23 protein-coding genes and 1 tRNA gene are annotated in these 20,289 nt (G+C 65.8%); 18 read left to right on the top strand and 6 right to left on the bottom strand.

Annotated features, from left to right (window positions below; all coding sequences use genetic code 11):
* The first annotated feature begins 101 nt into the window (after nt 1-101).
* Nucleotides 102-1,181: a hypothetical protein gene (locus ABGT83_RS08265; protein WP_346686964.1), complete on the top strand. Its 1,080-nt coding sequence runs from the start codon at nt 102-104 to the stop codon at nt 1,179-1,181.
* A 20-nt stretch (nt 1,182-1,201) separates the two neighbouring features.
* On the opposite strand, the gene ABGT83_RS08260 is transcribed toward ABGT83_RS08265, so the two are convergent.
* Nucleotides 1,202-1,981 carry a 4Fe-4S binding protein gene (locus ABGT83_RS08260; RefSeq protein ID WP_346686962.1) on the bottom strand — a complete coding sequence of 260 codons (780 nt, stop codon included), beginning with the start codon at nt 1,979-1,981 and terminating at the stop codon, nt 1,202-1,204.
* Nucleotides 1,982-2,091: 110 nt separating this feature from the next.
* Between ABGT83_RS08260 and ABGT83_RS08255 the strand changes: the two genes are divergently transcribed.
* The gene (locus ABGT83_RS08255; RefSeq protein ID WP_346686960.1) at nt 2,092-2,751 is read left to right on the top strand and encodes a DNA-3-methyladenine glycosylase family protein; all 660 of its coding nucleotides are present in this window, start codon (nt 2,092-2,094) and stop codon (nt 2,749-2,751) included.
* A 98-nt stretch (nt 2,752-2,849) separates the two neighbouring features.
* Here the strand turns inward: ABGT83_RS08255 and ABGT83_RS08250 are convergent.
* Nucleotides 2,850-2,924, bottom strand: a tRNA-Val gene (locus ABGT83_RS08250).
* 370 nt (nt 2,925-3,294) lie between these two features.
* Between ABGT83_RS08250 and cpaB the strand changes: the two genes are divergently transcribed.
* From cpaB to ABGT83_RS08180, 14 genes are all read left to right on the top strand, one after another.
* The gene (cpaB, locus tag ABGT83_RS08245) at nt 3,295-4,023 is read left to right on the top strand and encodes a Flp pilus assembly protein CpaB (RefSeq protein WP_346686958.1); all 729 of its coding nucleotides are present in this window, start codon (nt 3,295-3,297) and stop codon (nt 4,021-4,023) included.
* Entirely contained in the window at nt 4,020-5,360 is a 1,341-nt protein-coding gene (locus ABGT83_RS08240; RefSeq protein ID WP_346686956.1) for an AAA family ATPase, read from the top strand. Before cpaB ends, ABGT83_RS08240 begins: the two co-directional genes overlap by 4 nt.
* Nucleotides 5,351-6,673, top strand: coding sequence for a CpaF family protein (locus ABGT83_RS08235; RefSeq protein WP_346686954.1), 1,323 nt, complete (start codon nt 5,351-5,353; stop codon nt 6,671-6,673). The genes ABGT83_RS08240 and ABGT83_RS08235 overlap by 10 nt, the downstream gene beginning before the upstream one ends.
* Complete coding sequence (locus ABGT83_RS08230) at nt 6,643-7,611, top strand: type II secretion system F family protein (RefSeq protein ID WP_103265044.1); 969 nt, start codon at nt 6,643-6,645, stop codon at nt 7,609-7,611. Before ABGT83_RS08235 ends, ABGT83_RS08230 begins: the two co-directional genes overlap by 31 nt.
* Nucleotides 7,611-8,552: a type II secretion system F family protein gene (locus ABGT83_RS08225; protein ID WP_346686952.1), complete on the top strand. Its 942-nt coding sequence runs from the start codon at nt 7,611-7,613 to the stop codon at nt 8,550-8,552. The genes ABGT83_RS08230 and ABGT83_RS08225 overlap by 1 nt, the downstream gene beginning before the upstream one ends.
* A 19-nt stretch (nt 8,553-8,571) precedes the next feature.
* Nucleotides 8,572-8,772, top strand: coding sequence for a Flp family type IVb pilin (locus ABGT83_RS08220; RefSeq protein ID WP_103265045.1), 201 nt, complete (start codon nt 8,572-8,574; stop codon nt 8,770-8,772).
* A gap of 59 nt (nt 8,773-8,831) precedes the next feature.
* Complete coding sequence (locus ABGT83_RS08215) at nt 8,832-8,984, top strand: hypothetical protein (RefSeq protein WP_239926442.1); 153 nt, start codon at nt 8,832-8,834, stop codon at nt 8,982-8,984.
* A 62-nt stretch (nt 8,985-9,046) separates the two neighbouring features.
* The gene (locus ABGT83_RS08210) at nt 9,047-9,550 is read left to right on the top strand and encodes a TadE family protein (protein ID WP_346686949.1); all 504 of its coding nucleotides are present in this window, start codon (nt 9,047-9,049) and stop codon (nt 9,548-9,550) included.
* Nucleotides 9,547-11,697 (top strand): pilus assembly protein TadG-related protein, encoded by a 2,151-nt coding sequence (locus ABGT83_RS08205; RefSeq protein WP_346686947.1) that lies wholly within the window; start codon nt 9,547-9,549, stop codon nt 11,695-11,697. Before ABGT83_RS08210 ends, ABGT83_RS08205 begins: the two co-directional genes overlap by 4 nt.
* Nucleotides 11,688-12,131 carry a hypothetical protein gene (locus ABGT83_RS08200; RefSeq protein WP_346686945.1) on the top strand — a complete coding sequence of 148 codons (444 nt, stop codon included), beginning with the start codon at nt 11,688-11,690 and terminating at the stop codon, nt 12,129-12,131. Before ABGT83_RS08205 ends, ABGT83_RS08200 begins: the two co-directional genes overlap by 10 nt.
* Nucleotides 12,132-12,235: 104 nt before the next feature.
* Nucleotides 12,236-12,724 (top strand): hypothetical protein, encoded by a 489-nt coding sequence (locus ABGT83_RS08195; protein WP_346686944.1) that lies wholly within the window; start codon nt 12,236-12,238, stop codon nt 12,722-12,724.
* Nucleotides 12,725-12,729: 5 nt separating this feature from the next.
* Complete coding sequence (locus ABGT83_RS08190; RefSeq protein WP_346686942.1) at nt 12,730-13,212, top strand: DUF192 domain-containing protein; 483 nt, start codon at nt 12,730-12,732, stop codon at nt 13,210-13,212.
* Nucleotides 13,213-13,556: 344 nt separating this feature from the next.
* Entirely contained in the window at nt 13,557-13,922 is a 366-nt protein-coding gene (locus ABGT83_RS08185; protein ID WP_157938942.1) for a hypothetical protein, read from the top strand.
* The gene (locus tag ABGT83_RS08180; protein ID WP_346686940.1) at nt 13,805-14,383 is read left to right on the top strand and encodes an A24 family peptidase; all 579 of its coding nucleotides are present in this window, start codon (nt 13,805-13,807) and stop codon (nt 14,381-14,383) included. The genes ABGT83_RS08185 and ABGT83_RS08180 overlap by 118 nt, the downstream gene beginning before the upstream one ends.
* A gap of 18 nt (nt 14,384-14,401) precedes the next feature.
* On the opposite strand, the gene ABGT83_RS08175 is transcribed toward ABGT83_RS08180, so the two are convergent.
* From ABGT83_RS08175 to ABGT83_RS08165, 3 genes are read right to left on the bottom strand one after another with little or no spacing between them, the layout of a single operon-like run.
* Complete coding sequence (locus ABGT83_RS08175) at nt 14,402-15,631, bottom strand: ABC transporter permease (protein ID WP_346686938.1); 1,230 nt, start codon at nt 15,629-15,631, stop codon at nt 14,402-14,404.
* A complete protein-coding gene (locus tag ABGT83_RS08170; protein ID WP_346686936.1) occupies nt 15,618-16,796 on the bottom strand; it encodes an ABC transporter permease in 1,179 nt (392 codons plus the stop codon). The genes ABGT83_RS08175 and ABGT83_RS08170 overlap by 14 nt, the downstream gene beginning before the upstream one ends.
* A gap of 9 nt (nt 16,797-16,805) precedes the next feature.
* The gene (locus tag ABGT83_RS08165; RefSeq protein WP_346686934.1) at nt 16,806-17,744 is read right to left on the bottom strand and encodes an ABC transporter ATP-binding protein; all 939 of its coding nucleotides are present in this window, start codon (nt 17,742-17,744) and stop codon (nt 16,806-16,808) included.
* 154 nt (nt 17,745-17,898) lie between these two features.
* On the opposite strand from ABGT83_RS08165, the gene ABGT83_RS08160 reads away from it, so the two are divergent.
* Entirely contained in the window at nt 17,899-19,080 is a 1,182-nt protein-coding gene (locus ABGT83_RS08160; protein WP_346686932.1) for a sensor histidine kinase, read from the top strand.
* The gene (locus tag ABGT83_RS08155; protein ID WP_346686930.1) at nt 19,077-19,817 is read left to right on the top strand and encodes a response regulator transcription factor; all 741 of its coding nucleotides are present in this window, start codon (nt 19,077-19,079) and stop codon (nt 19,815-19,817) included. The genes ABGT83_RS08160 and ABGT83_RS08155 overlap by 4 nt, the downstream gene beginning before the upstream one ends.
* Here the strand turns inward: ABGT83_RS08155 and ABGT83_RS08150 are convergent.
* Nucleotides 19,802-20,191: a response regulator transcription factor gene (locus ABGT83_RS08150; RefSeq protein ID WP_346686928.1), complete on the bottom strand. Its 390-nt coding sequence runs from the start codon at nt 20,189-20,191 to the stop codon at nt 19,802-19,804. The genes ABGT83_RS08155 and ABGT83_RS08150 overlap by 16 nt on opposite strands.
* Nucleotides 20,192-20,289 lie beyond the last annotated feature (98 nt).

Below are 20,289 nucleotides of genomic sequence, written 5' to 3'. Positions count from 1 at the left end.
AACGCTGCCGCCTGAAAGAGGCGGACGAGGGGACAATGGGCGCACCGAGCAATTCTTGCCGCAGCGCAGTGCGTGCGGCTCGCGTCGAAAGGATCCGCCTTATGCCTGCTTCGATTCATCCTGCCGTACAGCTTCATATTGTGCTCGACGAGGAAAGCTACGAGGGGGGCGACAGCGTCGAGTTGGCGCGCCGCTTCGCCGCCGTGGCGCCGACGGAGGTCGTGCGCGCCAGCAAGGGCTCGCAACGTTCGAATGTGCTGCGGTTCGATCTGAGCGACGATGCAGCCGTCGAGCGGGCCGGCGACGACTCGGTTTGGCGCGATGCGCTCACCGCCTGGCTGGACGAGGAGTTCGATGAAACGACGGCGCTCGTGGCGCGCGAGAACGATGCGAGACGCAATAACGGGCAGCAGACGGTGCCGTTTCAATGGGCCGAAGTGAAGTTCGGCATGGGCCCCGTCATCGCCATTCGCATGAAAGGCTCGGCGATTCCGGCAGAGGCGGCAGGCTATGTGGCGCGTGCCCGGACGCTGCTCGTGCAAGGGGCCTTCGGGGCCGATCCTGTCTCGTCCATTCGTATCCCGGCGTGCGCCGCCATTGAGGTGCAGCGTGCGGAGTCGGAGGCGGCGGATATCATCCGCGAGGCCGAAGACGATCCGCGCGAATCCGATGTCGTTCCAGCAAAAGGAGTCCCTGCTGAGGCGCTCAAGGACATCGGACGGGAAGAGCGTTCGTCGACTTCGGCGTCCGACATTATCGAGGCCGTGAACGAAGCCGCGGGCTTCAGCGACGACTCGCGCGGATGGGCGGCTGCCGATCCCGATGCTCAGAACGCCTGGGCTTCCTCTTCGGTACAGCGCGACGAGCCGACACGGGCCGATATAGAGGCGGCAGTCGCCGAGGCTGAAGCAGCCCTCCGACGGGGCGATGATCCCGCCGACGCCGGAAACGAGCCGATGATGCAGGTTGTTGAGGTGGATCTGGGGCAGGACGATGCTGCATCCACCGCCGAGCTTTCGCCGAGGGACGAGGCGCGCGATCTTGACGCGGCTGAGGAAGCGTGTGCGCTATCCGACGAGGATGTGCCCGACAGCTTGGACTACCGCGTGTGGAACATCGCATACGCCGACGGTACCTCGGTACGGTTCGATTCAGTTCTCGGCGAAGCGCTGCTCGACTGACGGGACGAGGCGCCGCAGGATCAGAGAAACAGCTCCGGCTTCCGAGGCTCCCGGCAGGTGGTTTCAAGCATAGCGACGATCTTGTCGGTCAGCTCGCTCTCGAAGTGTTTGGCGTTCTCGGGGCAGCGCTTGACGCACGCGTTGCAGCGCAGGCATCCGGCTTGTACAAGCCTGGGATCTTCATGGTCGATGATGCCCATCGGGCACACGGTTGCGCATATCCCGCACGACGTGCAGTCGTCCGTAGTCAAAGGACGGATATCGGCGGGTTCGGGGCGCTTCTTGTAGGGGCGGTTGCCTGCGATGGCCGGCGCTTCTGCGGTGCCTGACGCTATAACGAGGGCTATGCTGCGTCCGAAGCTGCGCGCGGCTTCTCGATCGGACGCATCGGGACGTCCCGCAGCCACGTGCGCGGTCATGGAGTGCTCGCCTATAAACGCCCCCGCCGCCACAATGCGGAAGCCCCGTTCTTCGAGCGCGTCGGCGGCTTCCAGCAGGGCATCGTCGTAATGGCGGTTGCCGTACATGCCTATGATGACGGCTTGCGCGCCGCCGCTCGACATCCGAGCAATTTCGCTGGTCACAAGCTCCGGCACGCGTCCCGCGTACACCGGGAACCCGAGCACGAGCACGTCGCCGGCGTCGCATGATACGCTGGCGAGGCGCTCGTTGGGCAGCGTGAGGCTCACGGTTGCAGTTTCCGCGGAGAGCGCGGTGGCCAGCTCGTTCGCCACATCTGATACGATGGTCTCAGTGGTATGCGTAGGGCTGAAATATACGGCGCGAACGATCGGCGGCATGGCGCTTCCTCTCTCATGGGACGACGTTGTCGATGATAGCGCTTTTCCCGGCGCCGCGATACGTCGAGCTTCCGCTATACTGACGGAATTGATGCGAAGATGGAGGCGAGATGGGGCGGGAGCTGCGCTATTTCGAGTATGGAGACGAGGAGACGTCATACTTGGCCGCTCGCGATCCTCGGATGGCTGAGGCCATCGAGGCGGTGGGGTTTATTCGCCGAGAGGTGCACCCGGATCTGTTCGCTGCGCTCGTCAATGCCATCATGGGGCAGCAGATATCCACGAAGGCGCAAGCCACCATCTGGAAGCGCATGACGGACTCGCTCGGCGACGTGACGCCCGAGTGCATCGATGCGCTTTCCAACGATGAGCTGCAGGCGTTCGGTCTATCGTTTCGCAAGGTGAGCTATATCAAGGGTGCAGCAAAGCGCGTGCTCGCAGGGGAGCTCGACCTGGATGCGATCGCCGCGCTGCCCGACGACGAGGTGCGCCGCGAGCTCTCGGGTTTGCCGGGAATCGGAGCATGGACGGCCGAGATGCTCATGACGTTCTCCCTGCAACGTCCCGACATCATGAGCTTTGGCGACTTGGCCATCCAGCGCGGCCTGCGTATGCTTCATCATCATCGGCGCATCACGCCCGAGCTGTTCGCGAAGTATCGTCGTCGCTACTCGCCCTACGGCACTGTGGCCAGCTTGTATCTGTGGGAGATTGCCGGCGGCGCGGTGTCGGGCCTGCGCGACTGGGCTCCGAAGACCAAGCCGAAGTAGGAGGGGCGTTCGTAAAAGCTCGGCTCGCAAAGACGCTTCTTTTTCAGGTGAAAACGAGCGGGCCATCGGCGAGGAAGCTCGATGGCCCGTATCTGGCATGGTGGCCGGTACAGGATTTGAACCTGTGACCTTGTCCTTGTAAGGGACCTGCGCTCCCGCTGCGCCAACCGGCCGTTCGCCTTGCGGCGATTTTCCATTCTCCCATAGAACGCTTGAGTGCGCAACGGCTCATCGCATGAGTTGCCTTTCTTTGCGCATTCGCGGTTCAGGTCGTTCGTTCGCGCCTGCCGTATGCGCGTCAGCCGCCCTCCTGCGCTTGCGATGCGCACCGTCGCCCGCATTTCCTGTGCGTGTCGAATCCCTGCTTGATTTTCGAAAGAAGCGCATCGGATGCGCGCCGAACCTGCATTAGCCGCGTGCAGGAACGGGGTGTATGGGAAGTAGGGGCGAAGCTTGATCGAAGCGACTATCCGAGGAGAAACGCGCCATGGAGCTGCTGGGGACGCTGTTCATACTGGGAAGCGTAGCGGAAAGGCGGACGACATGAAACGAAACAGAACGGCGTTCGCGGGTATCGTGTGCGGGTTCCTGTGTGCGGCGTGCGTGCTCGCTTACACGCAAGGTGTGCGGGGGGAGGCGGAGGCGGCGCGGGCGGAGGCGCTTGCCCGCTACGGAGGCGAGCAGCTGGAGGTGTGCGTGGCGAAGCGGGATATCGCCGCCGGTGAGACAGTGGATGCAGCGGCGGTTGAGATTCGGATGTGGGTGGCGGATTTGCTGCCGGCTGAGGCCGTGCGCTCGGTCGACGATGCGGTGGGCAGGAAGGTCGCCTCATCCATCGTCGCGGGCGAAGTCATGACCGAGCGTAGGTTCGGAGAAGTGGGAGCGGAGCTTGATGTGCCCGAAGGACTGACTGCCGTGAGCGTGCCTGCGAAGGATGTTCAGGCGGTCGGCGGGGCAGTGGGCGCGGGATCGCGGGTGGACATGTATGCGACGGGTGGGACTTCGACCGACGTTATCGCTCGGAGTGTGCTCGTGCTGGCAACAAGCGCGGGAGGCTCGACGTCGGATACGGGCGTGACATGGATCGTCGTGGCGGTCGCTCCCGAATCCGTACAGGAGGTCGTGACCGCGGCGCAAAAGACGGAGTTGTACTTCACGTTGCCGGGAGACGAGATGTCGGCGAAGTCCGACGCCGAGAAGTCTGGAGACGCCGGGGGAGGAGCGAGCCTCGGTTCTCGTGTCGAAGAAACCGAGGAAGGAGCGGAGCGATGACGTCTCACGTTGCACTATGCGCCGATATGGCGTGCCTGCAGCATCCGGAAACGCTCGGGCTTGCGGGCGAGAACCTTGCGGCGCAGGAGTGGCTGCGCTTGTTTGCAACGGCGGCGGAGGCCCGCAGGTTCTTGCGCGATGATCGTTCGGTGGATGAAGTGTGGATTGCGTCCTGCGATGATGTCGCCCCTATCAACCTGGCGGCCACGCTGAAGCGCGATCGGGTGGATCGGCGCGTGTGCCTCGTGGCGTTCGAGGGAACGGGGTCGCTCAAGAGCCGTGCTTCGGCTGCCGGCATCGACGCCTCGCTTACACGCCAGGCGTTCCTTGCCCGTTACGCGCAACGTAAGCGGTCTGCGCTCGATGCACGTTGCGAGCATGAAGCGCGTGCCCGGGAACAAGCGCTGGCAAGTCTCGACGGCCCGTCCGGCACGGTCATGGCGCCGCCGGCGAAGGAGGTCCCGCCGCGCGTCTGGTCGGCGGCGTGCGCGGCATCGGAGCAGGAGGCGAGCGGCGTTTGCATGCGGACAGGCTTTCTCATGCCCATTGTCAGCGGCAGTGGCGGAGCCGGGAAGAGCACCGTGTCAGCTTTAAGCGCGCTCCTGTGCCAGCGCCTCGGCTATCGTACGCTCTTGCTCGATTTCGATCTGCAGTTCGGCGATATGCCCGATCTGCTCGGCGTGGAGCGTCCTCAGACGGTCGACGAAGTGCTGTCGACGCCCGCACGCATCGAGCACCTTGCTCCCGAGGGCGATCTTCCAGCGCTGCTGGCTGCCCCGAGGCGGCTTGAGCAGTCCGAAGCCGTGGCCGGGCATGCGTCGGCGCTGCTCGATTGGCTGCTCCCGCGTTTCGACGTGGTCGTCTGTAACACGGGGGCTTCGTGGGCCGAGCAGCATGCCGTCCTGCTCGAGCGCAGCTCGAAGGCACTGTTCCTCATTGATCAGCGCGCCTCCTCTTTGCGGGCGTGCCGCCACGCTCTCGACCTCTGCGCTCGATGCGGCATCGCAACGGGCCCGTTCTCGTTTGCAGTGAATCGATGCGCGAAAAACGCTCTGTTCACCTCTATCGACGTCTCGTGCGCTTTGCGAGGGGCTCCTGTTGTCGAGCTTGCTGAAGGCGGTCGGGAGGTCGAGGAGCTTTTGGGAATGGGGCTTCCGAAGGAGCTTTTGTCGTCGCGCAATGCATTGTGCGGGAGCCTCGAGACCCTGCTGCGCGACATGCTTCCGAGCGCGGGCGCATCGCCCTCGGCCGCAGAGCCTGCGCCGCGCAGGACAGGTCTGGGATTGCGAAGAGGCAAGCGTCCGCGCAGGAGGGGAAGGGAGGCGGCATGTCTTTGATGGAACGCGCGGCGAAGGCCGGCGGGTGCTCTCAAGGGGCGAGTAGTCAAGGAGAGCAGGATTTGGAGATCCTGAAAACCCAAGTGCATGCCATGGTGCCCGTTGACGATATCGCCGCCATGATACGAGAAAACCCTCGTCGGGCGCGCAATGAGCTGAAAAGTGCTTGTCGCCGTGCGTTTGAGGACCCCTCCTGGGCAGCGCTTTCGGATGACCGTCGCCGCGGGCTTGTCGATGAGCTGTTGAATGCGACATTCGGTTTCGGTCCGCTCGAAAGTTTGCTCGCCGACAGCTCGGTCACCGAAATCATGGTCAACGGGTCGCGCGACGTCTATTTCGAGCGCGAGGGGCGCCTGCACCGCAGCGACCGGTCGTTTGTCGACGAGGGCCAGGTGAGAGCGCTTATCGACCGCGTCCTGGGGCCTCTGGGACGGCGCATCGACGAGGCTTCTCCCTTGGTGAATGCGCGTCTTCCCGAAGGCCATCGCGTGCACGCGGTGATACCGCCGCTCGCGCTGGATGGCCCCGTGTTGACTATCCGCAAGTTCGCCCATCAGGTTATGACGCTTGAAGCAATGAAGGCCGCTGGCTCAATGGACGAGATCATGCTCGCGTGCCTGACGTGGGCGGTGCGTGCGCGCAAATCTATAGCCGTCTCGGGAGGGACGGGAAGCGGCAAGACAACGCTGCTCAATGCGCTATCCTGCGTCCTGCCTAAGGATGAGCGCATCATCACGATCGAGGACTCCGCAGAACTGCGCTTTCTTGAACATGCTCACGTGGTGCGGCTGGAGGCCCGACCGCGCAATGCAGAGGGCACAGGGGAGGTAACCATTCGCGACCTGGTCATCAATGCACTCAGGATGCGGCCTGATCGCATTGTTGTTGGCGAGTGCCGCGGGCCTGAAGCGCTCGATATGCTGCAGGCCATGAACACGGGGCACGACGGATCGATGACAACTCTCCATGCGAACTCGCCTGCCGATGCCGTTGCCCGCCTGACGACGATGGTGCGCTATGCGGTTGAGCTACCGGTTGACGTCATTGAAGCGAATGTGGCGAGCGCGTTCGATCTGGTTGTGCAGACGTCTCGGGCGCTCGACGGCTCTCGGTTCATCTCCGAGGTGGCCGAATTCTCCTTTGACGAGGATCGGCGTCGGTGCGTTGCAACGTCGCTGTTCAGACGTCCGATTACCCGACAGCAGGGAAGATGGGTGCGCAAACCGTCATGGATCGACGGTTTGGCGGAGTTGGGCGTTGCGAGTGGAGAAGAGGTGCGAACGTGGACGCGCATGTGCCTTTTGCCGGAATAGGCGCAGCTGCGGCGTTCTTCTTCGGTGCGTTGACGGTTTCGGCGGTTGGTGCCGGCGCGAGACGCAGGGGCGCTTCAGCCAGGGCCGTCGATGCGGCTTCCGTGGGCCGGATGCAGTGGTGGCTGCGTCGCGGCGTGGGGTGGGCGAAGCCGGCGGCGCGTGCGGCGGTGCGCATCCGCCCGGTTGCCGAGCTTGCGGAGGAGGCCGTTGCGGCGCTGGATGCGCGCGGCATAACGACGACGCCGGAAGCGCTGTTGTCCGTCGTTGTCGTGGCCCTCGCGCTCGCGATGCTCGCCTCGTCATGGGTTTCGTCATCGATCGCGTGCGGTTTGGCAGTGGGCGCCTGCACGTGCGCCTGTGCGGCGACATGGCTGCGGGCGGCGCAGGATCGCCGCCGCGAGGCTTTGAGGGAGGCGGTTCCCGATGCCCTGCGCTCGATGAGCGTTTGCTTTCAGTCGGGGCTGTCGCTGATGCAGACGCTTCAGCAGACGGCCGTCGAGACGAAGAAGCCGCTCTCGATCCTATTCGAGCAGGCAGCTCATCGGCTAGAAATCGGCCGCGGGGCCGAAGAGGCGCTTTCGATCCTGCACGGATCGGCTTCGGTTCCGGAACTCGCGTTCGTAGCCGTCGCTCTCGATGTGCAGCATCAGGCAGGAGGTAGCATGAAGCGAGTGCTTGACGCCGCGCGCGGTTCCGTCGAGAGCCAGATCGAACTGCGTCGCTCTCTGCGCGTGCAAACGGCGCAGGCGAAGCTCTCTGCGCGCGTGGTGAGCGTGATGCCGTTCGTTTTGATTGCTCTGTTCTCGCTCGTGAGCGACGGGTTCCTGGAACCATTCTTCGAGAGCGCACTCGGCCTTGCGACGCTGGCCCTGGCGCTGGGTATGCAGGCTGCGGGCATAGCCATGGTGCGCCGCATGCTGAAGGTGGAGGTATCCTGATGTCGACGTCGCTTGCGGTGGAGCTGCTCGCGATGGCGTCCGCCGTTGCCGCCGGAGCCGGAGGAGCATGCCTGGGGGTTACGTGGACGCGCAGGCACTTCGCGCTCGAACGCAAGCGCCGGCTACGCTGCCGCCTCGGGGCGGCAAGACGCCATGGCAGTGAGGGTTTCGCTGCTCGCATCGTCGCGTACGCGGCGGATCTGACCCAAAAGATCGCGCTCGGGGCTGCGTCGCCGTTACTGCGGGGTCTTGGGGCGGCACGCTCCGAACGGTGGCTTGCGGCGCACGCGGGCAAAGCCGGCATCGGGAGATCCGTCTCGCCGGCAGGGCTTTGCGAAGCGGCCGTCCGCCTCGCGGCGGCTGCCTCCTCTGTGGGCGCAATCGTCGGTGCATCGTTCTCTGCTGAGCTGGCGGTACTCGGCGCAGCGGCAGGCGCGACATGGGGAGCATCCGTTGTCTCCCGATCTATCAAAAGGCTCGAGCGCGAGCGCGCAGAGGGGCTTGAGCGCGACCTCTCCGAGATGCTCGAGGTGGTATCGCTCGGGCTGCGCAGCGGCCTCTCGTTCGACCGGAGCTTCGACTTGTATGCGGCCCACTTCGATTCGAAGTTCGCGAGCGCATGCGAACAGGCGTTGAGAACATGGTCGTACGGTTTGGCGACGCGGGAGCGGGCTCTGCGCGAGCTTGCCGCGTCATACGATTCGGCGCTGCTTGCACGCGTAGTCGAGGGCGTCGTGCGATCCCTGCGCTTTGGATCGTCGCTGGCCGAAGGACTCGAATTGGCTGCCGTCGAGGCACGCGCCGAGCATCGGGCTCACGTAGAGGAACGAGTGGCGAAAGCTCCGGTGAAGATGATGGTGCCCACAGGCGCTCTCATCCTCCCCGCCATGCTGCTGCTTGTGCTCGGGCCCGTGTTGCTTGAGTTGATGGAAGGGTTCTGACCAATGAGGAGGATCGACTATGAAAACGTATCGGAAATGGCTCGCGAAGGGAACCTGTCGGGCGTTGGGCTTGTTGCGTCGAGAAGACGGGCAGGGCACGACGGAATACGCCATTCTTGTCGGCGTCCTCGTTGTGATCGCGATCCTGGCTATCACGGTGTTTCGCCCGAAGCTCCAGGAACTGTGGAATGCCATCGCAGAGGGTATCAATGGACTCTGAGAAGGCTCGCGTGGCGTCGACAGGCCGCGGACGGGCAGTCGACGGTTGAGTTTGCGCTCGTGACGGCGGCGCTGCTCGTCGTCGTGCTCGTGAGCGCTCTGCTGTGGCGGCAACTCGAGGAGGGGCTGTTCGTGGAGCATGCGCTCTCGTCCGCGTCGCACCATGTGGAGTCGGCGGCCCCCGGAACGATAGCCGACGTGTTTTTGTATTGATATGGCGGCGGGACATGATGAGAGGGTCGAAGGTGCGCATTGGGCGTAGGTTGAAAGAGCTGTTGGAGCGATCGAAGCAAGGGCAGGGTACAGTCGAGGCGGCCTTTCTCATACCGGTCGTCTTCATCGGGTTGCTGCTCCTCATACAGCCGGGCGTGATCCTGTACGACCGCATCATCATGGGCGCCGCCGCCGCGGAGGCCTGCCGTTTGCTTGCTACGAAGACCGATGCGGCGGGCGACATGGACGACGGCTGCGAGGCGTTTGTCAGGCATCGGCTTGGGGCCGTGCCCCCCGTACCCTGCTTCCACGTGCATGACGGCGGTTGCAGCTGGGACATCGTGCTTGAGGGCGATGAGCAATCGGAAACGGTGCGCGTTGTCATCCGCAACGAAGCGCAGCCGCTCCCATTGCTCGATGCGGGTGGGGTCCTGCTCGGCATTGTGAACGACGCAGGGAATTTCGAGATCGAAGTGGCGGCGGAGCAGCGGACGCAGCCCGCATGGGCTGACTCGGCGGACGCCGGTCGTGATCCAGCGGGATGGATAGGAGCGTGGTATGCGTGAAGCGATCGGTTGTATGCAGGCGGTTGGAATCGATGAGCGTCTTTCGGTGTGAAGACGGCTTCACGACGGTTGGTATGGTGATCGCTCTGCTGGTCACGCTCTCGCTCGTATTTACTGCAGCGCAGGTATACCGCCTCAACGCGGCATCGTCGAAGGTGCAGAACGTTGCGGATGCGGCGGCGCTGGCAGCTCAGAACGAAGTCGCCGAATTCATGATCATTGTGCATGCCTGCGATGCCGTTGTGCTTTCCCTGTCGCTTACGAGCCTTGTGGCGACGGGACTTGGCGTTGCCGCGCTGTGCACACCGGCGACTGCTGCGGCTTCCGATGCGCTTCTGAAAGCGGGTAGGGAGGTGGCGCGGGCGCGTGACGGCTTCGCGGAGAAGGCCTCAGCCGGTCTCGGCCGTCTTCAGCGCGCTCTGCCGTTTTTAGCTGCGGTGAATGCCGCCTCGGTCGCCTCCGCGAACGATCGCGGAACCTCGAACTATCTTGCGCTTGCAATGCTCGTTCCCGCGGAGGGGGAGGAGATTGCCGTGGGTGAGGCTGCTGGAGCGGCTGAACTGGAGGATGCTGTGGATCAGGATGCAGAGGAGGTCAAGCGGGCGGCCGAGGAGGCCGAGCGCGCGGCGGCGCGTGTCAACGAGGCGAAGCTGCGTGGATTCGAGCATGATTGCGGCGCGAATCCGTCCTACTGCATGTACGAACGCGCGCAGTCGCTCGCTTCGCTTGCGGGGGATGAGAATCCGTTGTTCTCGAGCGTCGATACCTGGTCTTTTTCGGTGGCGCTCGAGCGCGCTCAGGCGTACTATCCGGCTCGGCTCGCGCTGGAGGCGCCCGAGGGCTCGTCGGTCAGAGAGCATGCGCGTTCGGAGTTGCGGAAGCGGTTCTACTCCTTCGCGACCGAAGAAGTGGGAAGAGGATACGTGCATGAGGAAGAAGGATCCTTCGAGGCGTTATTCCCCCATCTTCCGAAGAACACGGAGGAGATGCGCGCGACGACGCTCTACACCGAAGCCGTCTATCCCGTCACGCGCAATGCTTCGGGCTCGTTCGTCATGCATGCGTGGGCGGGGTGTCCGGTCGCAGTGGGAGCCGGATCGTTTGGCTCGATCGCTCAGATGGAGGCAGGATCGTACCCTGTCTGCGACCGGTGCGAGTTCACAGCTGCGAGTATGGGGAAGGTGGCGGCTGCGTCGACCTCCATCCAGAATGGGTTCGAGTATCAGTACGAAGCCACTGCCGATGCTGCGAGCGAATACGCGAAAGCGCGCGCTGAGCTGGATCCGCTCGCATCCGAAGTCAAGCAGCAAGCGGGCGGGCTGTTCGATCGCGTCGAAGAAGCGCTTGGCGCTGTGTCGAGCATGCGCATCGATGCGCGGCCGCCCGGTTCGCTCGGTGTCGTGGTCCTCGCGGTGGATCGCGGCCGCGAAGCGGCGTCTACCGGGTTCGAAAGCTCATTCGTGCGCTCGACGGGCATCCTGGGCGCCCGCGCCGCCGTCTCGTCTGCGACGCTGCTTGCGGAGCCGGCGAACGAGGGCGCGAACGTAGTGTCGTCATTGCTTGACGGCTTGTCGGGCGAGGGCGGGCAGGCGGTCGGCGTGTTGGGCGCGGTGCTCGATTGCTGGTCTGCATTGCTCTCGGCGTATGCTGAGGGGCAGGAGGTGCTCGACGGAGCCGTTGCCGAGGCGCTCGACGCTCTGCCGCTTGCAAGCGCGAGCGGGCTCGGCACCTGGGCTGCCGGCGCCTTGCGCGAAGCGATCTCCGCTGCAGGTCTGGAGCCGGCAAAGCTCGATGCGCTCAAACCGGTTCTTGTTAATTCGGCTCACGTGGCGCAGGCTGATGATGGCGTGGTTTCGGCTCGGCTGCTGTTCTTGAAGGAGCAGGCTGTCGCCAATCCGCTTGCATCGAACGATGTGTTTTCCTCGATCGTGAGCTCGTTCGAGCAGACCGCCGTTGAGGGTATCGAATCGTTCGAGGGCACGCTCGAGATTGCGGTCGTCGAGCTGTGCGAAGGAGGTCCCGCCGTGACGATCGAGGTGTCGCTTCCTGCCGCTGCGAAGCATGCGGCAAGCGATTTTGTACAACGCATCGCGGATGGTCTGAGATCAGTATACGCGCAGATGACGGGGGTGAGGGCGTGGGATTGACAAGTGCGGGCCGCAGCGGTGAAAACGGTCAGATGACTGTCGAGCTGGCCGTTGCGTTGCCGGTGCTGCTGGCGGTCGCCGCCATCGCCGTTAACGCGCTGCTGTTCTTTTCCGAATGCGCCGCGTTTGACGTCGCCTCTCGCGATGCGGTGCGCATACATGCCGCATCGCCTGCGTACGGCCAGGATCTGGAGCAGAGCAGGGCGCGCGTAGCCGCTGCGTTGTCCGAGTCTTTTGACCGCCCGTACACAGCGTCGAGCGTGGCAGTCGAAGGCGCGGCGGGTGGCCATGCCACGTTCACATCGACCCTCGAGTTCTTTCCGACGCTGTTCGGCATGGGCTTGAAGACCTCGGTGTTCGGCGTTGCGTTACCGAAGATCGCGCATGCCATTTCATTCACCGTGGACTGCTACAAACCGGGGGTGCTGCTGTGAGCGCTGTGCGATTCCATGCAGCTCCGAGCGCTCGTGTGACGGCGACTCGGAGGCGACTCCGCGCATCTGCCCTCGCAGGGGCGCCGGCGCACCATGCGCCCTCGATGCGCGTGCGAGCATTGCGCTCCTGTGCGATTGTCGCCGTGGCGCTGCTCGCGGTGGCGCTCGCCGGGGGCTTCGGAGGGGCTTCTGGCACCGGCGTGCTTCGCGAGGCTTCCGACCTCTCGATTCGGTCTGTTGGCGAAGGGTCTCCCAGCTTCATGTCAAGCGCCGGTACACCAACTTGCCAATCCGATGCGCCGGTATCGTTCGAAGAGGAGTTGTTCACGCTGGATGGTCGTGACGATCTGCGGGTAGATGCCCGTGCGGGCATCGTGGGATTCACGGTGGAGGACCCGATCGACCGCGCATTCGCCCAGCTGTCCTCCGAGCTCGAGGCGAAGGGTTGGTCGCGCGTCGGGAGCGGATCCTCCGCGTACGGGACGTTCGTGAAAAGCGGCGGCGCATACCGCTGGGCGCTCGCGTCTTGCGTGAGGAGCGGAACTGCGACTTGCGTTGTCGTGCAGGTCGTGCCATTAGATGAAGGAGCGTGATGGGTATGGAGCGCGAAAAGAAGGCACGTTGCGCGGCACTCGGCTGCATCGGAGACGTGCAAGGTCGAAAAGAGCGTCTCAAAAGAGAGGAACGCTCCGACGGCGCGTTGCCCAACGAAGGGCAGCGTCCTGCCGGAAAACCGCGCCTCGCCGACGAACTCTGCGATCCCGCCCGCGCGCCGTTGGCGATAGCCTCGGGCGCAACGGCCAGGCTGCGCGGGCTCTTGCTGTCGCGTCCGAATGACGAGATGCTGTTGCTCGTGCCGTGCAGCGATGTTCACACGGTGGGAATGCGAAGGAGGCTCGACATCGCCTTCGTCGACGTTGCAGGCCGCGTGATCGAAGCCCATCGCGACGTGGGGCCGATGCGTCGCTTGCGCAATCGCAGTGCTGCCGCTGTGCTCGAGCGCTTCTCCTCGTGCTCAAGCCCGTGGTTTTCCGAGGGTGATCGGCTTGGAGTCGTGCGGATCGGGGAGGTGGAGGCATGAAGGCATGCCCGATATGCGCTGCCAAAGCGTTCGACGACGCCGAGGTGTGCTATGGCTGTCTGTACCGATTCGAGCGAAGCTCGGGCGTCCTCCGCGTGCCGGATGTGCCGGACGCATCGGCAAACCGGCGGGTGCATGTTCCTATTGCGTCCGCGACCGACTTCGGCGAGCCCCTGTGTTCGGAAGCGCCGGCGTCGTCGTGCCCTTCGACATCCGTGCCGTTTTCGTCGCTACGCGCGTCGCAACCGGTCGGGGTTTCGCGAGGGACGTCGGCTCTCGCGTCCGCGCGGCCTGCGACATGCCTCACGTCTGCGGATCAGGCGGCGGAAGCGCCGAGCGCAAGCGTGAGCGTGCAGTCAACCGGAGACGACGTGCACGTCGAGCCGTCGGGCATGCAAGGCTGGACGGTGACGTTCGAGCTGCCGGGGGTCGACGTCGTCGGACAAGATCCCCCGGTCCCCATCGCCGATATCGAGTCCGCAGAAAGAGCGGGCGAAAGCGAAATCATGGAGGGGCGGCATGGTATTCGTCGTGCGGCATGCAATGTCGTCGTGCGCGTCGCAGCGCCGCCGTTCGTCGAGCGCCGCCCCGAATGCGCGAGCGCTCCTGCTCGGTTCGTCGTCGATCGCAGCGACGTGCGGGGCACCCATGCCCGCGAGCACCAGTCGGACGGCCTTGTCGTATCGAAGTCCGTCATCGGCGGTGCATAGCGATGATTCCATGCGAGCTTGTAACCGTTGGCGCAGTCTGCGCATGCGCGATTGCCATGGCGGTAGCTGTCGTGTGCGATCTGCGCACGCGAACCATACCCGTTGCGGCTTGTGCGGTGCTTGCGATCGCAGGCACGGTTTTCCGCGCCTGCGAAGACGGCGTGGAGGGGGTGGCGGCGGGGGCGGTGTGCGGGATCATCGTGGTTGCGGGCTGTCGCGCGGCGAATCGCCTGTTCCGGCGCGACGATTCCAAGCCGATCGGCTCAGGCGACATCCGCTGCATGGGCGCGCTCTCGCTGGCCAGCGGCGCCTACGCGCCGCTGGGATTCGCTGCATGCTATGGAGCTGCCGCCTGCGCAGCGCTCGTAGGCCTGGCTTCTCGTCGGATTTCGCTGCAAGACGGCATGCCCATGGCGCCGTTCTTAGCGCTGTGGCTTGCATGCGCAGCGCTCTGCCGATGACGTCGGGTCGTGCGCTCCCTACGCCCCCGTCATGCTCGCCGCGGCGTTGCCGCCGGCCTCCGCAGACCGCATGCGTACGCGGCCGGCCACCAGGGCCACGGCGAACAGGGCGGCGGCGAACAGGGCCACGACGCCCAGGTTGGCCAGCACCGGGGCGGCGGAGGACAGCGTCACGTCCGTCAGGTGGACGCTCTTGCTCACGGCCTCGGTGTACCAGGACGTGGGGATGAACCGGGAAAGTGTCTGGATCTCGGGGCCCATGAGCTCGATGCTGATCCACGCTCCGCCCAGAAACGACATCACCATGCCGGCGATGTTGCCCACGGCGTTCGCCACCATCTCGCTCGCGCCCAGCTGTCCCAGCAAAAAGCCGATGGTCAGCGGCACGAGCGCGAACACGAGCGCGCCGCCCAGCGCCAGCGCGACGGCCGCCGGGGGCACTCCTGCGAGTGACGAGCCGAATGCGGCCAGGCCTATGCCGCAGGTTATCGCCCATACCAGAGCCGTGACCAGCAGGCTGGCCGCGGCCTTCTGCATACCCAGCCGCAGGCTGCTCATCGGCGAGACGAGGTTGCGGCGGTACAGGTCGGTGCGGTTGAACGCCGCCATGAGCAGTCCCACGCACACCACGATGGCGGCTGTCATGGTGTAGGTGCCCCACTGCAGGTAGAAGGCGAACTGGTCGGCCGGCTTCGACGAGTTGGGCGTCTGCACCGTCTCCACGTCGGCCGCCTTGGCGGCCGCCTCGTCAGCGCGCGCCAGCACGGACGCCATGGAGGCATCGGGTTCGAGCGCCGCGGCGGCCCGCACGAGGCCCAGGTACTGGTTCACCTGCTCGTCCACCAGCGTGCCGGCCATGGTGCCGTAGCTGAACGTCGATTCCAGCACCGGCTCCTCGGCCCCGGTGCGTGCGGACTCTATGAACTCGTCGCCGTATCCTTGCGGCACCACCAACAGGTAGCGCGCCTGGCCGGTGGCCACGGCGTCCTGCAGGGCGAAGGGATCGTCGGTCACTTCCACACGCTCGCCCTGCTCGCCCAAGAAGGCGGCCAGGCTCTCGGAAAGCTCGCTGGAGTCCCGGTCGATAACCGCGAAGGGCGCCTTCGACGCGGTGTACTCCGAGCCGTCGATGCCAAGGTTGATGCTGCTGGTAATGAAAACGCCCATGAGGCTTAAGAACCCGACGTACACCAGCAGGTACACGGGATGGTCCATGACGACGTGCAGGGCGGCTTTAAAGGCTTGCATAGCGCTGTCTCCTTATGAACAGGGCGGACACGGCGAACAGCGCGGCGGCTATCGCCAGCAGGATGCCGATTTTCTGGGCAAAGGGCACGAGCGAGTCGTAGTAGTACAGGCTGTAGAACACATCTGTGATCACCTTCGCGGGGTTGATCGAGGCGAGCGCCGGGAAGCTCCGCGCGATGCTGTCGGCCAGCGCCATGCACGGCTCGCCGTACAAGCCCGCGAACAGCGAGAGGAAGCAGGTGAGCGCGGTGAGCAGGCCCGTCTTCACACCCAGGCCCACCTTCGGCAGCGACCCCAGAAGCGTGCCCAGCGCGGTGGACAGCAGCGCCGCCGCGGCGATGGCCGCCACGCAGAGGCCTTCGCGCCCCGAGAAATCGATACCCACGGCGAAGCGCATGTACAGAAACGCCACGATCAGGCACGCGAACGAGACAAGCCAGCTGGCCGCCAGCGTGGCTGCGAGCGTCTTGCCGCGGCTCGTGGCGCCAAGGGCTCGGCGGGCGCCGAGTGCCGACAGGTTCGGCTGCGTCTCGCAGATGGCCAGCATGCCCACCTGCCCGCAGAACAGCGCGGCCATGCCCAGCAGCGCGTAGTAGTAGCGCACGGACTCGGTCGGCGCGGCATGCGTGAGCGAGACCTGTTCGGTGACGCTGCCGCGAGAGAGCGCTTCCTCGACGCGGTTCGGATCGGCGAGCGCCAGCGGGTTGTCCGCGGCTATGCCGGCGACCAGGTCGGCGTTGCGCACGTAGGTGTCCACCACGGTGCCCAGGACGGTGCGCCCTATCTGCTCAACGCCCACCCCGCCAGAGCTGGGCGTCACCACGAGCAGCGGCGTCCCCTCCGCATCGACCGAGACGATGCCCAGCACATCCCCCGCGGAGAGTGCCTCACGCGCCTCGTCGGCGGTTGCGAAGGCGTGCACGGCGAGCAGCTGGTCGTCGCCGGAGGCGCCCAGCTCGTCGACCACGTCGGCGAACGCCGATCCCTTGTAGGCGGCGTCGGCCACCACGCCCGTGGGCACCGGGTCGAATGCCGTCGAGCTGTCCAGGTTCGAGAACATGAACATGAACATGGTGGACAGGATGATGGGGAAGGCGAGCGACCACACGAACAGCTCCCGCTTGCGCGTGAGCACCGTGAGCGCCCCCTTGAACACGTTCCACATGGCAGCCCCCTAGTCTCTGAGCTCTTTGCCGGTGACTTCCAAGAACACGTCGTTCAGCGTGGGCGGCTCCGCGTAGATGCGGCCGGTGGCCACGCCGTGCGTGGCCAGCACCGCCAGCACGTCGGCCACGTTGTGCTGGCCGTTGCCGCAGGTCGTCTCCAGCACGGCGCCGTCGAACGTCGCCCCCGCCACGCACGGCAGCGCGCGCAGCGCCCGCAGCACGGCGTCGTCGGCGGCGTCCACCTCCACGCGGATGCGCTCGCCCGTGCCGATCATGGCCTTCAGCTCGTCGTTCGTGCCGGTTGCCAGCGCGCGGCCCTGATCCATGATCATGATGCGCGTGCAGATGTCCTCCACCTCCTCCATGTAGTGGCTCGTGTACACGATGGTCGACCCTTGCGTGTTCAGGCGCAGGATGCCCTCCAGGATGGCGTTGCGACTCTGCGGGTCCACGGCCACGGTGGGTTCGTCGAAGAAGATGAGCTCGGGCTTGTGCGCGATGCCGCACGCGATGTTCAGGCGGCGCAGCAGGCCGCCCGAGAGTTTCCGCGGGCGGAACCTTACGTAGTCCTCCAGGCCCACGAAGGCGATGGCCTCGTCAACGAGTGCCGCGCGGCGGCCCTTGTCCGGCACGTACAGCGCGCAGAAGTAGTCGATGTTCTGCCTCACCGTCAGCTCCTCGAACACGGCTACGTTCTGCGGCACGATGCCCACGCGGCGTTTCAGGTCGTAGCGGACGGGGGTCATGGACTCGCCGAACAGGCTGATGGAGCCCTTGTCGTAGGTGAGCAGCTGCAGCATGCAGTTGATGACGGTGGTCTTGCCCGAGCCGTTCGGACCCAGAAGGCCGAACACCTCCCCCGGGGCTATGTGCAGGTTGAAGTGGTCGAGCGCTATCACGTCGCCGTAGCGCTTCACCAGGTTGTCGACGGCGATGATGTCCTCCATTGCGGTTCCTCTCTCGAAGGCGCCCGCCCGCCAAAGCGGGCGAGGGCGGGCGGCGCGGCCGCTCGGGCGGCACCGGATGCTGGAACCATCATCGCGCGTCGGCGGGCCGCCCGCCAGTGAGCGGTGTCATCGATCGTCGCCCGCGGGGCGACAAATGTCACGAATTCTACGCGCCGCCGCCGCGCGGCGCGTGGGGCGGCGCGCAACCTGCTACCATGGCCCCATGGAAAGAGCCGTCGACAAAGCCATCGTGCTCGTCTGCTGCCTGGCAGGCCTCGTCATGGTGCCCTGGGAGCCCGCCTTGATCGTGGCCCTGCTCGTGGCCGTGGTGAGCGCTGCCGCGGCCGAGGTGCTGCCGCGGCGCTGGGGCGTTCTGCCGCCTGTGGCCTTCGCGGCCGTCGCGCTCGCGCTGCCGCCCTTCGCGCTGTTCCTGCCGCTTGCCGTGTACGACCTGGCGCGCGACGACCATCCGGCCCTGCGCGTGTGCTGGACGGTGCCCGCGCTCGCCGCCGCCGTGCGCCTGCCGCTCGATGCCGTCGTCGTCGTGCTGCTGGCCTGCGCGGTGGCCTTCCTGCTGTCGTTTCGCACCTCCCGTTCCCAGGCGGAGCAGGCTGCCTACCGTCTCCTGCGCGACAGCGTGCAGGAGACGTCACTCGCACTGGAGGAGAAGAACCGCGGGCTGCGCGACAAGCAGGACCTCGAGGTGAGACTGGCGACGCTGGCCGAGCGCGGCCGCATCGCGCGCGAGATCCACGACAACGTGGGACATCTGCTCACGCGATCCATCATGCAGGTGGAGGCGCTGCAGGTGGTCCACCGCGACGACGAGCGGGTGCGCTCGGAGCTGGCGCAGGTGGGGGCCACGCTGCACGAGGCCATGAGCACGGTCCGCGCCAGCGTGCACGATCTGCACGACGACGCGTTCGACCTGGAGACGCAGCTGAGGGAGGCGGCCGACGCCTTCACGACGCTCGCCGTGGACATCGACTACCGCGCGTCCGACGTGCCGCCCGACGTGGGCTACGGCTTTCTGGCCATCGTGCGCGAGGCGCTTTCGAACGCCTCCAAGCACTCCGACGCCAGCCGCGTGTCCGTGTCGGTGGCTGCCTACCCGGCGTTCTACCGGCTGGCCGTGCACGACAACGGCTCCGTGCCGCCGCCCGCCTCCGTGCTCGACCGACAGGGGGCCGACTCGGCGCCCGCCCCCGGGGCCGCTCGCGGCATCGGGCTGGCCACCATGTCCGACCGTGCCTGCGCGCTGGGCGGCATGCTCCGCGTGGACTACGACCAGGGCTTTAAGGTGTTCGTCACCGTACCGAAGGAGGATCTCCCATGAGCGAGGAGAAGGCCGCGGGCTCGTCCGCGGCGCAGGAGGGGCGCATCCGCGTGTGCATCGCGGACGACGACCCGTTCGTCACCACGTCGCTCGCCACCATCCTGGCCGCCGAGCCTGACGTGGCCGTGGCGGGCGAGGGCTGCGATGGCGAGGCGGCCGTGGCGCTGTTCGAGCGCGAGCGGCCCGACGTGCTGCTCATGGACATCCAGATGCCGGGCATGGACGGCCTTGCGGCGGCCGAGCGCATCCTGGCCGCGCACCCGGAGGCGCGCATCGTGTTCCTGACCACGTTCTCCGACGACGAGTACATCGTGCGGGCGCTGCGCCTGGGCGCGAAGGGCTACCTCATCAAGCAGGAGGTGGCCACCATCGCCCCGGCGCTGCGCACGGTGACGTCCGGCCAGAGCGTGTTGGGCGGCGAGGTGCTCGGCCGCGTGGAGGCCCTCGTGCAGGGCGGGGGGCCGGGGTCGTCCGGCGCGGCGCGGCTGGCACCCGCCGCCGCGGTGCCGGCGGTGCAGAGCGCCGAGCAGGCTCATGCCGCCGCCGCGCTCGAGCTTTTGTCCGAACGCGAGCGCGCCATCGTGGAGCTGGTGGCCGAGGGTCTGGACAACAAGGAGATAGCCGCCGCCCTCTACATCGGCGAGGGCACCGTGCGCAACCACATCAGCGCCATCCTGCAGAAGCTCCAGCTGAAGAACCGTACCCAGCTGGCCGTCGCATACTACCGCGCACGGTAGCCGGGCTCCGACGCCTCTCGATCGTCCTCGCCCCGTGCCACGCGCTCGGCGAGCGAGATGAGCTCCTGCTGGGACTTCACGCCGGTCTTGCGGTAGATGCTCGAGATATGCGAGTTCACCGTGCCGGTGGATATGAACAGGGCGTCCTTGATGAATGGTCGGTTGCGTCCCGCCAGCAGCAGCCGCGCCACGTCCGTCTCGCGCGGCGAGAGCGCGTAGCGTCCGGCCAGCTTGTCGACCGCGCTCTCAGCCCCCGCCGCGCGCCCGCCCGTCGCTTCCGGCGCGCCCGCGGCGGGGGCGGGCTCGAGCGCGTCTGCGATGATGAGGTTCCCGAAATCGGTGACGTAGCCTTGCGGCGGCCTTGTCTCGCGCACCTCCACAAACAGCTTGTCGAAGTCCTCCAGCTTGATGGCAGGCGTCCACCCCGGGCCGCAACGGCGGCATGTTCAAATTGGTGGTTCCGACGGCTTGA

It is taken from the genome of Enteroscipio rubneri (assembly GCF_963929405.1).
Classification (GTDB): Bacteria; Actinomycetota; Coriobacteriia; order Coriobacteriales; family Eggerthellaceae; genus Enteroscipio; species Enteroscipio rubneri.
The sequence above is the reverse complement of the archived record's forward strand: the minus strand, read 5'-3'. Positions and strand labels throughout refer to the sequence as shown.